The organism is Enterococcus sp. DIV1368f, from assembly GCF_051712245.1.
Classification (GTDB): Bacteria; Bacillota; Bacilli; order Lactobacillales; family Enterococcaceae; genus Enterococcus; species Enterococcus faecalis.
In genome coordinates this window covers 1,427,817-1,442,389 of sequence record NZ_JBIOON010000001.1, presented here as the reverse complement: position 1 = coordinate 1,442,389, position 14,573 = coordinate 1,427,817, and the positions used below count along the sequence as shown (strand labels likewise).

Here is a 14,573-nt window from a genome sequence, read left to right as displayed (position 1 = left end):
CTGATTTTAGTAACAAAACACTGAGGTGGTCTACCTAATTCATTGATAATCCCTCTAAATAATGGTAAATTAAAAATAAATTCAATCAGCTATTCTATCGTGAGAAACATAGTTATTACGTAGATCAGATCAAGGGGACATTCACGACGAGCAAATATTGAGTGTGTTTGCTGAAACGTGCATGTGTGATTTGGTCTTTTTTATTGAGCTGTTATTTTATAGATAAGGAGTGGTCACCATGGACTACCTAGCAATAGCAAAAGAAATTTTGAAAGACGTAGGTGGCAAAGACAATATCGTGGATGTCACACATTGTTATACACGATTGCGTTTCGTATTGAGAGACACGAAACAAGCGAACAAAGAAGCCTTACTACAAACAGAAGGCGTCATTTCTGTTATTGAAAGCGGCGGGCAGTATCAAGTGGTTTTAGGCAATAAAGTCGCGCATGTCTATAATGCTCTAGAACCTTTGTTGGCTCAGCAACTTACGACCAAAACATCCACAAAAGAAAAAAATTCATTAGGCAATCGAATTTTAAATACTGTTGCCGCGATTTTCACGCCTGTCGTACCAGCAATTGCCGCTTCTGGCATGTTAAAAGGAATTTTAGCTATTGCTGTGATGGTCGCAAACAATTTTTACCAGGTCGATTTAAAACCTTTGAATACGTATATTATTTTAAGCGCCGCTTCCGATGCACTTTTTTATTTTATGCCAGTTATTTTAGGTTATTCAGCTGCTAAGGTTTTCAAAACAAACGAATATATCGCCATGGTAATTGGTGCTACCTTATGTTATCCGACCATCGTTTCATTAATGACTGAAAAATCAGCGGTTACCTTGTTTGGATTACATGTGACCAAAGCCAATTATGTTTCCACGGTAATTCCAATTATTCTTGCAATTTTTATGTTAGCTTATGTGCAACGCTTTTTGGAAAAAGTTATTCCAGAAGTTCTAAAAATCATTATGGTTCCTACGCTATCATTACTTTTAATGATTCCAGCCACTTTATTATTATTTGGACCAATAGGGATTTATTTAGGTGACGGCGTGAATTGGTTGTATTATTATATAATGAATTTGAGTCCCATCTTGTTAGGCGGTTTTATCGGCGGAATTTGGTGTGTCTTAGTCATTTTTGGGGCTCACCGTGGGCTTGTGCCAATTGGGATTAATGATGTCGCTCGAACAGGACGGCAAAATTTGCTAGCGTTTGCTGGTGCAGCGAACTTTTCTCAAGCGGGCGCCGCATTTGGCGTGTTTGTCCGCACAAAAAATAAAGACTTGAAAGCTGTTGCTGCCTCTGCAACAGTGACTGCATTATTTGGTATCACAGAACCAGCCATTTATGGGGCAAACTTGCGGCTAAAAAAACCGATGATTTATGCGGTGGCTAGCGGAGCAGCAGGCGGGGCCTTAATGGGCTGGGGCGGTTCCTACGGGACAGCCTTCGCTAACCAAGGACTCTTGACCATCCCAGTTTACGCAGAAGCAGGAACCAAAGCCTTTATTTGTTATTTATTAGGTTGTGGTATTGCTTTTTTTGGTGCATTTCTATTAACGATTTTTCTAGGCTTTAATGATTTACCGCTTGACGATTCACGTCAAGAACCCGGCTTAAAGACAGAGGCAACGACAGTCAAAGAAAAGCAACGGATTCAAGCACCTGTTCAAGGACAACTCGTATCTTTAGACCAAATTAACGATGAAGTCTTTGCTTCTCAACAAATGGGAAAAACGCTAGCTATTTATCCGACAGAGGAACAAATTGTTTCACCAGGAAATGGGCAAGTGACGGCTTTATATCCAACTCATCATGCAATTGGCTTAAAGTTAGACAATGGTGCTGAAATCCTCCTTCACATTGGAATCAATACAGTCGAATTAAAAGGGCGAGGATTTGAAACGTTCGTAAAAGCAGGAGAAAGGGTCAGACTAGGACAAAAACTGCTCTCTTTTGATAAACAAATCATCCAAGCTGCTGGTTATGATCCAACCGTCTTAGTCATCGTAACAAATACTGCGGAAATGGCTGTAATTGAGACAACCAAACAAACAGAGATTACACCACAAACAAATTTATTTTTCATGCAAGTAAAGGAGCAAAACTAATGGTTAAACAATTTAAGAACGATTTTTTATGGGGGGCTTCTTCCTCCGCTTTTCAAATTGAGGGCGCTTGGAATGAGGACGGCAAAGGCCTAACAGTCGCTGATTACAATTCTTTTAAAAAGTCAGCTGTTCAAGCAGATACGAAAGTTGCCAGCGATTTTTACCATCATTTCAAAGAGGACATTGCGTTAATGAAAGAATTAGGCTTAAAAACCTATCGTTTTTCTCTTTCATGGGCACGAATCATTCCAACAGGTGATGGCGAAATCAATCAAGCCGGCATCGATTTTTATAATGCTGTCATTGATACACTTTTAGAAAACGATATTTTGCCGTTTGTCACACTTTATCATTTTGATTTACCTTTTGCGTTGGTGGAAAAATACAATGGTTGGGCGGATCGTCGCTGCGTTTCCGCATTTCAACGCTATGCGCAAGTCTGTTATCAAGCATTTGGTGATCGAGTCAAAAATTGGCAAGTTACAAACGAACAAAACTTAATGATTCGTGTCGATGAACGAATGAATATGTACGATGTTGCACCAGAAAATATTGAAAAAATTCGTGCACAAATGGATTACCATATGTTTGTTGCCCATGCGTTAGCGACGAATGATTGTCACCAATTGGTTGCTGGGGGAAAAGTCGGACCCTCTGTTTCCTCAACGATGACTTATCCTAGTTCCAATAAGCCTGAAGATGTTTGGGCAGCTCGTATGAATGATAACTTTAAAACGAATTACGCTCTAGAAATGTATTGTTTTGGCGAATATCCTGGTTACTATCAAGAGTATTTGACCAAATGCGGCATTTATCCCGAAACACAGCCAGAAGATCAAGCAATTTTGAAAGCCGCTAAACCAGATTTTATCGCCCTTAATTATTATCGGACGTTAGTCGCTAGCTATTTACCGACAGATGAGCAACACCCATTGGGTACGAAAGAAAAGGACATTGATTTTGATCTATACGGTTATTTCAAAATCGAAAAAAATCAACATTTAAAAACCTCTAAGTATGGTGCCCAAATTGATCCAACTGGTTTACGTTTAGTTTTAAATGATTATTATCATCAATACCGTTTACCGTTAATCATTACAGAAAACGGCTTAGGCACACCAGATCGCCTAACAGAGGACGGAAAAGTTCATGATGACTATCGAATTGCGTATTTGTATGACCATATTGCTGCTTGTCATGCGGCTATTTCTGACGGTGTTGAGTTGTTTGGTTATTGCCCTTGGTCGGTCATGGATATTTTAAGTTCCCATCAAGGATTCAAAAAACGCTACGGTTTTATTTACGTTAATCGTGAAGACCATGAGTTAAAAGATTTACGACGTATTAAAAAAGATAGTTTTTATTGGTACCAATCAGTGATTAAAAATAATGGGTTACCAGAAGAATAGTGACCAAAAAGGATCATCCATTGCATAAGTGGGTGATCCTTTTGTTTTCAAGTTCTGTCATTCCGTGTTAGACTTAAGTTAACAAACCCATTAAAGGTGGTGAGAGAGATGAATAATTACGATTTATGGAAATGGGCTGCCGGGAAACGAACCGAAAAAGATAAAAATGAAACCTATAGCGCCAAAAATTGGTGGTATGTTTTACTAATGCTCGGTGTATTTGTAGGGATCATGTTGTTGTATTATTTAATCTCTGTGCTTTGGAATTAAGGGGAAATGGGCAAATGAGGAATTAAGAATAAAAAAAGACACCTTTTCAGGTGTCTTTTTTAACAGGATTCAGACAATGATAGCTGAATCGGAATAGGATAATTTTCCTCGAGCGCAACATCAGAATCTTTCATTCTACGAAGCAGTAAGTCAATCATAACGTCACACATCTCGTCGATCGGCTGCACAATGGTTGATAGTTGTGGGGCAATTCTTTTGATTAATTTTGTCCCATCATAACCAATTACTTTTAATTCTTCAGGAATCGATATCTTCAATTTTTGAGCAATATTCATAACTGTAATTGCTGTCAAATCATCGGTACAAAAGATGCCGTCCACAGTTTTATTTTGAAGTAAACGTTCAATTTCTAGATTTTTTAATGTTGTTGAGGTTCCATTATCAATTTGTAGAATCGTTTTTTCTGCGCCATATTTTTCCATCGTTTGTTTATAACCAGCCAATCGATAATCGCTAGGTGCGCCTGTGTTATTAGCACCAGTAATAATTGCAATCTTTTGTGCTCCACTTGCAAATAAGGCTTCAGTGGCTTTTTGGCCACCTTGAAAGTTTTGCGAAGAGACAATTGGAATGCCAGGTGCCAAGAAACGGTCAAAGGAAACAATAGGTAGTGAAACATTTTCATATTCGTTAATAGCTAAGTTATGGCTACCAGTGATTACACCATCCACTTTATTTGCAGCGAGCATTCGTAAATAGGCGCGCTCTTTTTCTGGATCTTTTTCACTATCACATAAAATCACTTTATATCCTTGAACAAAGAGCTTTCTTTCCAGTGTTTCAATTAATTCACCAAAAAATGGATGACTAACAGAAGGGAAGACTAAACCAATCAGCTGCGTACTTTTTCCTTGGAGGCTTCTGGCTAATCCATTAGGTTGATAATTTAATTCTTCCATCGCTTGATGAACTTTATCAATTGTTTTTTGACTAAGATAACCATAATTATTAATCACGCGGCTTACCGTTGTCGGGCTCACCCCAGCAAGCTTTGCTACATCCGTTAATTTAACCACCATCAAAATTCACCATCATTCCTAATTATTCGTATTTTCCAGCTCATAAAAACAAGCTTTTGCCGTCTTGGATAGATGAAGATACTGTTGCGCTTTATCTGGAAAGAAGCGACCAGTCATCGTTTTTTCACCTTTATTTACATAGATTTCTGCAACAGAGCAATCAACAAAAATAGTTAACTGAACTGACTTATTTTTCCTAATTTTAGTTTCACGAATTGTGCCATACTTTTCAGCAAAAGGTTGGCCAGCAAATGTTCGATCAAGGGTTATTTTACCATGAATCGTATCAATAGTAATTAAAAGTCCTTTTGAACCCGTTTCGTTCGCTAAAAGCCGAATAAAAGCAATCTCATTTTTGGGAATATCCACTTCTAATTCAAAAGAAGCAGTAGATAAAAAATGGCAGCCATTTGATAAAGTAGTGGCGGATTGACGAAGCATTTCTGTTTCAGAAACTGGATATTGAAATAGTTTCCCGTTGTGAATTGTGAGTTCTTTAACCAGACTTAAGCCATTTGCCCAACCCTCCACATCACTTGGGTAAGTGATTTCTGGCAACCCAATCCAACTGACCGCAAGTGCACGACCATCTGGCGCATTAAAGGCTTGAGTGGCGTAGACATCAAACCCTTCATCTAAATTTTCAAAAGGCCCAGCCTGAACTAAAGAAAGATTCTCCAAATCAAACGTTTCGGCCAATGTGTACATATTCGGATAGATATTCTGATAACTTTTTACAGATGGAGATAGACCTTGTGGGCAAAATAATAAGACAGGCTGGCCATCAATAAATACCAAATTAGGACATTCAACCATGTAGCCTAATTCTTGGTCGGTGAACGTCAATTCGCCAAGTTGATGAAAATTGTGTACGTTTCGATCTTTAGAAAAATAGACCACAATTTTTCCTTGTCCATTTAAATCACTAGCACCAATTAATAAAACAAGTCCTTCTTGATAAGGAAATACCATCGGATCACGAAAATGGGAAGAATAATTGGGGTCAATAGGTAGGAATGGTGTTGATTCCTTTGTGATCGCACCTAAAGAATTCAGCCATGCAATATTTTGATATGCAAATCGTTGCCAAGTTTGATCACGAACATTTCCTGTATAAAATAAACATAGTTGGTTATCTATTGGTAAAGCTGAGCCTGAATAGACGCCATGAGAATCATATTCAGAGTCGGGATAAAGGGCAATTCCTTCATACTCCCAGTGAATTAAGTCGGAGGAAGTTAAGTGGGCCCAACTTTTTAGTCCGTGAACACTCCCGAAAGGAAACGCTTGATAAAATAAATGCCACTGGTTATTGAAATATGAAAAACCGTTGGGATCATTTAGTAGTCCTGTCTGTGGTTGAATATGATACTTAAAACGCCAACTAGATTGCGCGATAATAGAAGTTAAATTTTCGAGGTGAGCAGATGTCCAAGAAGAATAAGGTGCATAACGTAATTCATCAGTCCATTGGTTCATGATGCTTGACATAAGTAATGTCTCCTTTATTAGAAAATAGTAGTTAGTCTAATAGTATAAACAAATCAGAAAAAAGTCAAACGTATAACACATATAAATCTATTTAAATCAAAAGAATATTATAATTTACATTTATTTATGATAAACGTTTGACATATTACGCAAAAACGAGTATCATACAGAATGTAAAAACGGTTACAGAAAAAATTAACAGGACTAGTTTAAGAGTGAGGAGAACCAGAATGAACAGAAATTGGTGGCAAAAAGAAGTGGCCTATCAAATTTATCCACGTAGCTTTTCGGATAGTAATAATGACGGAATTGGTGATTTACAAGGCATTATTCAAAAACTGGATTACTTAGAAAATTTAGGAATTACGCTGATTTGGCTGAGTCCAATGTACCCGTCGCCAATGGCTGACAATGGATATGATATTTCAGACTATTATGGTATTTCTAGCGATTTTGGTACAATGGCAGACTTCGATGAACTCATTGAAGAAGCAAAAAAACGAAACATAAAAGTTATTTTAGATTTAGTGGTAAACCATACATCTGATGAACATGCTTGGTTTCAAGATGTTTTAAAAAATCCTCAAAGTCGTTTTCGAGACTTTTATATTATAAAAGAAGGGCGAGAAGCACCTACAAATTGGCGGTCTAACTTCGGTGGTAGTGTTTGGGAAAAATTACCTGGGGAAGATGCCTACTACTTTCATGCCTTTCATAAAAAACAGCCGGATTTAAATTGGGAAAATCCTGAACTACGTAAAGAAATCTACCAAATGATCCGTTTTTGGTTAAACAAAGGAATTGCTGGTTTTCGTGTAGATGCGATTAATTTTATTAAGAAAGATTTGACTTGGACAAACTTACCTGCTGATGGGGCAGATCAATTAGCCAAAGTAACAAAAGCTAGTAGAAACATGCCAGGAATGAGTGACTTTCTGAACGAGTTAAAAGAAAAAGCTTTTGATGGTTTTGATATTGTCACAGTTGCCGAAGCGGCCGGCGTCAATTATCCAAATTTATCAGAATTTATTGGAGAAACAGGGTATTTCGACATGATTTTTGACTTCAAATGGGCTGATTTGGATGTAAAATCAGGAAGCGAATGGTTTTATAGAATCGATTGGTCTTGGAATGATTTACGCACATTAATTTTCAAACAGCAAGAAGCCATGCAAGAGGCTGGTTGGAGTGCAAATTTTATCGAAAATCATGATCAACCTCGAGCGACAACGAAATATTTAAAAGAACAGGCTCAACAGCCAAATGCGGTTAAAACATTCGGCGCCATGTATTTCTTTTTAAGGGGCACGCCTTTTATTTACCAAGGACAAGAATTAGGAATGACCAATTTTGAAAGGGGTTCGATTGATGAATTCGATGATATTTCTAGCATTGATCAATACTATCGAGCAATAAAAGAAGGATTTACGCCCAAAGAAGCCTTGTCACTTGTCAATTTGCGTAGTCGAGACAATGCCCGCACGCCTTTTCCATGGAATGATTCTATGTATGGCGGTTTTTCAAGCGTCAAGCCTTGGTTAGGAATGGTGGATAATTATAAAGAAATCAATGCCGAAGCAGAAATAAAAAATAGTCAAAGTATTTTTCATTTCTATAAGCGGATGATTGCATTTCGTCAAAAGAGTCCCTATACAGACATCTTACTTTATGGAACATTTGAGGGACTATCAAATCTTCCAGATAATGTTATTGCTTATAAACGCAAATTAAATGAAAAAACGATTTACGCCTTTTTTAATTTTGGTGAGGCGGTTCCAATCCCTCATTATTTAGTTAATGGCACAGTTATTTTTGATACACAGTCTGAAGAACGAGAGCAGTTAGTTCAGCAGGGAACATTATTAAAAAGCTATCAAGGACTATTGATTACTATAAATGAGTAGCTAGGAGGAGTATAACATGGCAGAAAATTATAAGCAGGCAGCCAAAGACATTATTCAATTAATCGGTATGGATAACATTATATCGGTCACCCATTGTCAAACGCGGTTACGTTTTATTTTGAAGGACCACGAACAAGTAGATGGTAAACAACTAGAAAAAATTGATTTAGTAAAAGGTGTCTTTTATAATGGCGGTCAATACCAAGTGATTTTAGGAACTGGCATTGTAACTAAAGTATATGATGAAATAGAAAAACTTGGAATCAACGTTGTGTCAAAAGCAGAGCAAACAGCAATTTTAAAAAATAATGAAACGGGCATGCGCAAAACAATGCGCATTTTAAGTGAAATATTCATTCCAATTGTTCCAGTAATTGCAGCAACAGGATTGTTCCTAGGGTTAAAAGGTGTTATTTTTAACGACACTTTTTTACAATTATTCGGAGCAAGTGTAGCCAATATTCCTGAAAGCTTTCAACAAATTGTCTCTGTCATTACAGATACCGTCTTTGCCTTTTTGCCAGCTTTGATTGTTTGGTCTACCTTTAAAGCATTTAATGCGACACCTGTAATCGGGATTGTTATTGGTTTAATGATGGTATCACCCATTTTACCAAACGCTTATGCAGTTGCAACACCAGATTCTGGCGTGAAAGCTATTATGGCTTTTGGTTTTATCCCAGTTGTCGGTGCACAAGGATCCGTTTTAAGTGCAATTGCTGCTGGTATAATTGGCGCAAAGATTGAACTTTTTTTCCGAAAAAAGATGCCGAATATTCTTGATCAAATTTTTACACCTTTTATGACTATGTTAATTACTTTTTTAATCATGATTCTCGGAATTGGCCCAATTTTGCATACCGTTGAGTTAGGCATGGTAGATGTTGTCCAATGGTTGATTGGGTTGCCCTTAGGACTAGGTGGTTTCGTGATTGGTGCCTCATATCCTTTAATGGTTTTGATTGGTATTCATCATACACTAACTATGGTAGAAACATCATTATTAGCAAATACAGGATTTAATGCATTGATTACAATATGTGCCATGTATGGGTTTGCCAACGTTGGCAGTTGTTTAGCCTTTGCGAAAAAAGCGCAAGATAGCAAAGTGAAGTCGACAGCCATTGGTTCTATGTTGTCTCAATTATTTGGAGTTAGTGAGCCTGTGTTATTTGGATTACTTATTCGTTGGAACTTAAAACCGCTGCTATGTGTCTTGTTTACATCAGGTTTAGGCGGAGCAATTTTAGCTATTTTTCATATTCAATCAAATTCTTATGGATTAGCCGTTATTCCTTCTTTCTTAATGTATATCTATAGTGCACATCAATTAGTGATCTATTTATTAGTCGCACTTTTATCTGTCGGTGTATGTTATGCATTAACCAGTCTATTTGCAATTCCGCAAGAAGTTTTGATTTCAGATAAAGTAATCGAAGAGGAAGAACGCGAAGTCTTTGAAATGCAACACAATACCTTAGATGAACAACTTTTTTCTCCGGTAACTGGTTACGCCATGAATCTTACTGCTGTTAATGACCCGGTATTTTCAAGCGAGATGATGGGCAAAGGTTTAGCAATCATGCCAACAGCGAACAAGGTTTACGCGCCTGCAGATGGTTTATTAAACTTGGTTGCAGAAACTGGGCACGCTTATGGTATCCAAACGGACGCAGGAGCTGAAGTATTAATTCATATAGGAATTGATACTGTCACATTGGGGCAGGAGGTCTTTCAGACACAAGTAACCCAAGGTCACCGTGTTAAAAAAGGAGATCTTTTAGGAACGTTCGATCGAAAAGCCATTAAAGAAGCTGGGCTTGACTCAACTGTCATGGTTATCATTACAAATACTTCAAGTTATTTAAGTGTAGAGCCAATGATGTCAGATCATAATGAAATTACGCCGGAACAAATCATTTTAAACCTAAATACACCTAACTAAACAAAAGAACAGCAAGAAGTAGTTATCACTTCTTACTGTTCTTTTCTTAAGAAAAAACCAATGATTTTCGGTTGTATTTGTCTATCCGTTTGTAGTATGATTGAGTCAGTTTTAAAGGAAACATGCCAAGTATGGAAGACCATACTTGACACGCATTGACTAATTAAACATGGGGAACGTTGCCATAAGTTGATGTTCCAGTCAATAATGCAAGTAAATCAAACATAGCATGTACCTCCTTTAATTGATAATCAAAGTATAACATTTTTTAATGAATTTACATAATAATACAAGTGGAGGTCTGTTCGTGAAGGTAGCAGGAGACAAAATAAAACAAGCGAGAAAACTTAAAAAAATCACACAATCAGAGCTGGCTAACGGCATCTGTACGCAAGCAACAATTAGTAATATTGAAAACCGTAATCTATGTGACAGTTTAGATATTTTCTCATCTATTTGCCTCCGATTAGATTTAGAAGTAGAAGAATGCATGATGATTTCTGAAGAAAAGAAAATTGAAAATCTACTAAACAAAGTCGAGGATTTATCTTTACGGTTATTTCACTTAGAGGCCTACAATTTATTACAAGAAGTGCCTGAAGGTCTTATCTTATCTAATAATGAACTAACGACTAAATTGTTATATTATAAGGGAATTACTTGTTTATTAGGAAAAAAAGATAAAGCAGAAGCCTTGTTTTACCTATACCGGGGCGCGGAAATTGACCGTAAAGTCAATATTTACAACATTTTAAGCCTGAATGCGCTAGGTACGCTATATGAACTGGAAAAAGATATGAGAAAAGCGCAAGTATATTACGAAAAATCATTACAAGAATTGGAACAATTTAAATTAGAATGTTCCTTGGAGCGTTGTAGAATTTATTATAATTCTGCTAAATTCTACTCGGAAATGAAAGACTACCAAAAAAGTGTCATTTTAAGCGAAAAAGGGATTCAGATTTGTCGTGACAAACACTCCATTTATTTGCTAGATTATCTTTTATATGAAAAAGCCTTTAACAAACAAATGCTCGGGGAAGACACAGCCGATGACTATCGTCAAGCCTATTATTTTACACAATTTTTTGGCAATACAGAAGTCCTACAATATATTGAGAAAGATATGAAAGCTTTTAATATTTCCTATTAATTTAATCAAAAAGCCGATAAAAGCTGAAAATCCAGTTTTTATCGGCTTTTTGAAAAGTCTAGGCAAGTTGCTTTTAAAAATCAGCAGTCACGGTTACGATAAGCAAGACGAAGTATTTAGGAGGATTTAAAAATGAAAAGAGTAATGTGGTTTAGACGTGATTTACGATTACAAGATAATAAAGCATTAGCACACGCGTTACAAAATTCTGCAGCTGATGAATTGATTTTATTATTCCAAATGAATCCTCAACAATTTATTCAAGAAAGTGCTAATCATAACGCTTTTTTTGCAAGTTTAGCCTCGTTTAAAGAACGAATCGATCAAGAGGCACATTTACAAATCATGGTCGGCGAACCATTAGATTTATTTTCACGTTTGAAACGCAAATTACCCGATTGGCAGGCCATTTATTTTAATGAAGATACTTGTGGCTTTGGGGCAAAGCGGGACCAGCAAGCTATGCGCTTTTTTGAAGAAAATAATATTCAGTCTTTCTCTTTTCAAGATGCCTATTTGCATGGCTCTGAAGAAATTAAGAAGAACGATGGCAGCAAGTACCAAGTGTTTACGCCCTATTACAATAAATGGAAAGAGGCGCCTAAAGAAACCCCGATTCCTGTTTCCTATACAGCTGAAAAAATTTTTAGTGCGTGTCTTTTTCCAGAAGAGGAAGCAGCATATGGGGAACAGATTGCGAGAATTCCTTTAACACACTATAGTGTCGGCGAAGAAACAGCCAGAAGGCGCTTAAATACTTTTATTGATCAAAAACTTCAATCCTATGAAAATAAGCGTGATTTTCCTTATCAGGATCAAACGAGTCATCTGTCTACTTTTTTAAGAACGGGAGAACTTTCGATTCGCACCATTTGGCAAGAGCTTGCATCTGCGCCTTCTAGCTTAAGTAAAGAAACCTTCAAAAAAGAATTAGCTTGGCGTGACTTTTACAATATGATCTATAGTGCTTTTCCACAACAAAAAGAGGAAGCTATTCAAGAAAAATTTCGTTATATTCAATGGACAAATGACCCAGAAATGTTTGCCAAGTGGCAAAAAGGGGAGACGGGATACCCTATAATTGATGCCGCAATGCGACAACTGAATCAAACTGGTTGGATGCACAATCGCTTAAGAATGATTACTGCCTCTTTTTTAGTTAAAAATTTACACATCGATTGGCGTTGGGGTGAAAAATACTTTCAAAAAATGTTGATTGATTATGATGCCGCCAATAATATCGGTGGCTGGCAATGGGCTGCTTCGACAGGAACGGACGCTGTCCCGTATTTTCGGATTTTTAATCCAATTATCCAGTCAAAAAAATTTGATAATGACGGCCAGTTCATCAAAAAATATGTCCCAGAACTTAAACAAGTGCCACAAAAGTATATTCATCAACCAAATTTAATGAACGAAGCCTTACAAACGCAATATCATGTACATTTAGGAGAAAATTATCCAAAACCCATTGTCGATTATGCATCAAGTAAAAAACAAACATTATTTCTATATGAAGCGAGCAAAGAAATTCATCAAGAAATGAACAATCCAAGGTTTCAATAAACAGTAAACCCAACTAGCTTAGCAAACAACTGTAAGGTTAGTTGGGTGAATTGATTGGTCGAAAGAGAAGTGGCAAGTTATCGGCTAAAGTTTTTTATTTTATTCTAGTTAACATAATATACATTATACAAAGTAGAGTAAAAAGCATTGAAAAGCAAATAAAACCAGTCTTTAGTTTATCTAGACTGGTTTTGTCACTTGCGTTATATAAATTATGCTTGTTGTTTGATGGCTTGTTCGACGCGTGCTCCATATTCTGGATTTATTCTAGTGAACAAATCAATTTGACGCGCGATGATTTCTTGATTTTTCACTTGACCTAAAGATGCCGCTATATTGTTAATTAAGTTTTCTTTTTCTTCGCTTGGCAGCAAATTATACAAAGCGTTTGCTTGTGTAAAGTGATCTTGATTATAGCTATAATTACCAACATTTCCCTCAACTTCAAAGGAGCTAATTTTCGCCTTAGGATCTTCTTTTGGTGTTTCAGTATAACTATTTGGTTCGTAATTAATTTCGCTATTGCCATTGTCAAAACGCATATTGCCGTCTTTTTGGTAGTTATTTACAGGTGCTTTTGCTTGGTTGATTGGCAATTGGTGACTATTAGCGCCCACGCGATGACGATGTGCGTCCCCATAAGCGAACAAACGTCCTTGCAATAATTTATCTGGAGAAGCTTCAATACCAGGAACGAAATTCCCTGGTGAAAATGTTACTTGTTCAACCTCTGCAAAATAATTCTCTGGATTTCTATTTAAAGTCATCGTGCCAACTTCAATCAGCGGATACTCTTTTTGAGAAACCGTTTTTGTTACATCAAAAAGAGTTTCTTTCATTGTTAACGCATCTGCATACGGGATAATTTGCACAGATAATGTCCAAGAAGGAAATTCTTGATTTTCAATTGCATTATGCAAATCTTCAATATGGAAATCTGGGTTTTTCCCAGCAATTTCTTCTGCTAATTGACTCTCTAGATTTTTGATTCCTTGATTCGTCTTGAAGTGATATTTAACAAAAAATACTTCTCCAGCAGCATTGACCCATTTGAATGTATGGCTACCAAAACCATGCATGTGACGGAACGACAACGGAATGCCACGATCACTCATTAAAATTGTTACTTGATGAAGGCTTTCCGGTGAATGAGACCAAAAATCCCAAACTGCTTCTGGACTTTTCAAATGCGTCCGCGGATTTCTTTTTTGGCTATGAATAAAATCTGGAAACTTAATTGCATCACGAATGAAAAAAATGGGCGTATTATTGCCAACTAAGTCGTAATTTCCTTCATCTGTATAGAATTTAAGCGCAAAACCGCGAGGATCACGCAATGTATCTGATGAACCTAACTCTCCAGCTACAGTTGAAAAACGAGCGAATAAAGGTGTTTCTTTGCCAACTTCAGATAAAAAATCTGCTTTAGTATATTGTGCCATTGATTTGCTCACCTTGAAAATCCCATGAGCGCCAGCACCTTTGGCATGAACAACCCGTTCTGGCACGCGCTCACGATTAAAATGAGCTAATTTTTCTAATAAATGAACGTCTTGGATTAGGACAGGTCCAAATTCTCCTGCAGTTAGCGAATTTTGATTATCGCCAACAGGACTTCCTTGTGACGTAGTTAAATGTTGATTTTTCACCTAAAACACTCCTTCATCTAAAATTAT

10 protein-coding genes are annotated in these 14,573 nt (G+C 36.9%); 7 read left to right on the top strand and 3 right to left on the bottom strand.

What is annotated here, in order from left to right; all coding sequences use genetic code 11:
- The first annotated feature begins 238 nt into the window (after window positions 1-238).
- From IGL07_RS07210 to IGL07_RS07200, 3 genes are all read left to right on the top strand, one after another.
- Window positions 239-2,119, top strand: a complete 1,881-nt coding sequence (locus tag IGL07_RS07210; protein WP_010817307.1) for a beta-glucoside-specific PTS transporter subunit IIABC — start codon at window positions 239-241, stop codon at window positions 2,117-2,119.
- Window positions 2,119-3,528 carry a glycoside hydrolase family 1 protein gene (locus IGL07_RS07205; RefSeq protein WP_010817306.1) on the top strand — a complete coding sequence of 470 codons (1,410 nt, stop codon included), beginning with the start codon at window positions 2,119-2,121 and terminating at the stop codon, window positions 3,526-3,528. Before IGL07_RS07210 ends, IGL07_RS07205 begins: the two co-directional genes overlap by 1 nt.
- 99 nt (window positions 3,529-3,627) lie before the next feature.
- Window positions 3,628-3,798, top strand: a complete 171-nt coding sequence (locus IGL07_RS07200) for a hypothetical protein (RefSeq protein WP_002365676.1) — start codon at window positions 3,628-3,630, stop codon at window positions 3,796-3,798.
- A 59-nt stretch (window positions 3,799-3,857) separates the two neighbouring features.
- Here IGL07_RS07200 and IGL07_RS07195 read toward each other — a convergent pair whose 3' ends face one another.
- A complete protein-coding gene (locus tag IGL07_RS07195) occupies window positions 3,858-4,838 on the bottom strand; it encodes a LacI family DNA-binding transcriptional regulator (protein WP_016626664.1) in 981 nt (326 codons plus the stop codon).
- An 18-nt stretch (window positions 4,839-4,856) separates the two neighbouring features.
- On the bottom strand, window positions 4,857-6,317 hold the full coding sequence (locus tag IGL07_RS07190; RefSeq protein ID WP_025189533.1) for a sucrose-6-phosphate hydrolase: 1,461 nt from the start codon (window positions 6,315-6,317) through the stop codon (window positions 4,857-4,859).
- A 242-nt stretch (window positions 6,318-6,559) separates the two neighbouring features.
- Here IGL07_RS07190 and IGL07_RS07185 point away from each other — a divergent pair, with 242 nt between their 5' ends.
- The 4 genes from IGL07_RS07185 to IGL07_RS07170 all read left to right on the top strand — a co-directional run bounded on the left by IGL07_RS07185 (window position 6,560) and on the right by IGL07_RS07170 (window position 12,897).
- Window positions 6,560-8,233 carry a glycoside hydrolase family 13 protein gene (locus IGL07_RS07185; protein WP_002396323.1) on the top strand — a complete coding sequence of 558 codons (1,674 nt, stop codon included), beginning with the start codon at window positions 6,560-6,562 and terminating at the stop codon, window positions 8,231-8,233.
- A 16-nt stretch (window positions 8,234-8,249) separates the two neighbouring features.
- Window positions 8,250-10,178 (top strand): sucrose-specific PTS transporter subunit IIBC, encoded by a 1,929-nt coding sequence (locus IGL07_RS07180; protein ID WP_010712469.1) that lies wholly within the window; start codon window positions 8,250-8,252, stop codon window positions 10,176-10,178.
- 271 nt (window positions 10,179-10,449) lie between these two features.
- The gene (locus IGL07_RS07175; protein WP_002363971.1) at window positions 10,450-11,331 is read left to right on the top strand and encodes a helix-turn-helix domain-containing protein; all 882 of its coding nucleotides are present in this window, start codon (window positions 10,450-10,452) and stop codon (window positions 11,329-11,331) included.
- Between the two features lie 132 nt (window positions 11,332-11,463).
- A complete protein-coding gene (locus IGL07_RS07170) occupies window positions 11,464-12,897 on the top strand; it encodes a cryptochrome/photolyase family protein (RefSeq protein ID WP_002377376.1) in 1,434 nt (477 codons plus the stop codon).
- A gap of 212 nt (window positions 12,898-13,109) precedes the next feature.
- On the opposite strand, the gene IGL07_RS07165 is transcribed toward IGL07_RS07170, so the two are convergent.
- On the bottom strand, window positions 13,110-14,546 hold the full coding sequence (locus IGL07_RS07165; RefSeq protein ID WP_010817292.1) for a catalase: 1,437 nt from the start codon (window positions 14,544-14,546) through the stop codon (window positions 13,110-13,112).
- Window positions 14,547-14,573 lie beyond the last annotated feature (27 nt).

Excerpts from the sequence above, each read along its gene's own strand:
- IGL07_RS07210 (WP_010817307.1), top strand. The coding sequence starts at position 239 with ATGGACTACCTAGCAATAGCAAAAGAAATTTTGAAAGACGTAGGTGGC.
- IGL07_RS07205 (WP_010817306.1), top strand. The coding sequence starts at position 2,119 with ATGGTTAAACAATTTAAGAACGATTTTTTATGGGGGGCTTCTTCCTCC.
- IGL07_RS07195 (WP_016626664.1), bottom strand. The coding sequence starts at position 4,838 with ATGGTGGTTAAATTAACGGATGTAGCAAAGCTTGCTGGGGTGAGCCCG.
- IGL07_RS07190 (WP_025189533.1), bottom strand. The coding sequence starts at position 6,317 with ATGAACCAATGGACTGATGAATTACGTTATGCACCTTATTCTTCTTGG.
- IGL07_RS07185 (WP_002396323.1), top strand. The coding sequence starts at position 6,560 with ATGAACAGAAATTGGTGGCAAAAAGAAGTGGCCTATCAAATTTATCCA.
- IGL07_RS07180 (WP_010712469.1), top strand. The coding sequence starts at position 8,250 with ATGGCAGAAAATTATAAGCAGGCAGCCAAAGACATTATTCAATTAATC.
- IGL07_RS07175 (WP_002363971.1), top strand. The coding sequence starts at position 10,450 with ATGAATTTACATAATAATACAAGTGGAGGTCTGTTCGTGAAGGTAGCA.
- IGL07_RS07170 (WP_002377376.1), top strand. The coding sequence starts at position 11,464 with ATGAAAAGAGTAATGTGGTTTAGACGTGATTTACGATTACAAGATAAT.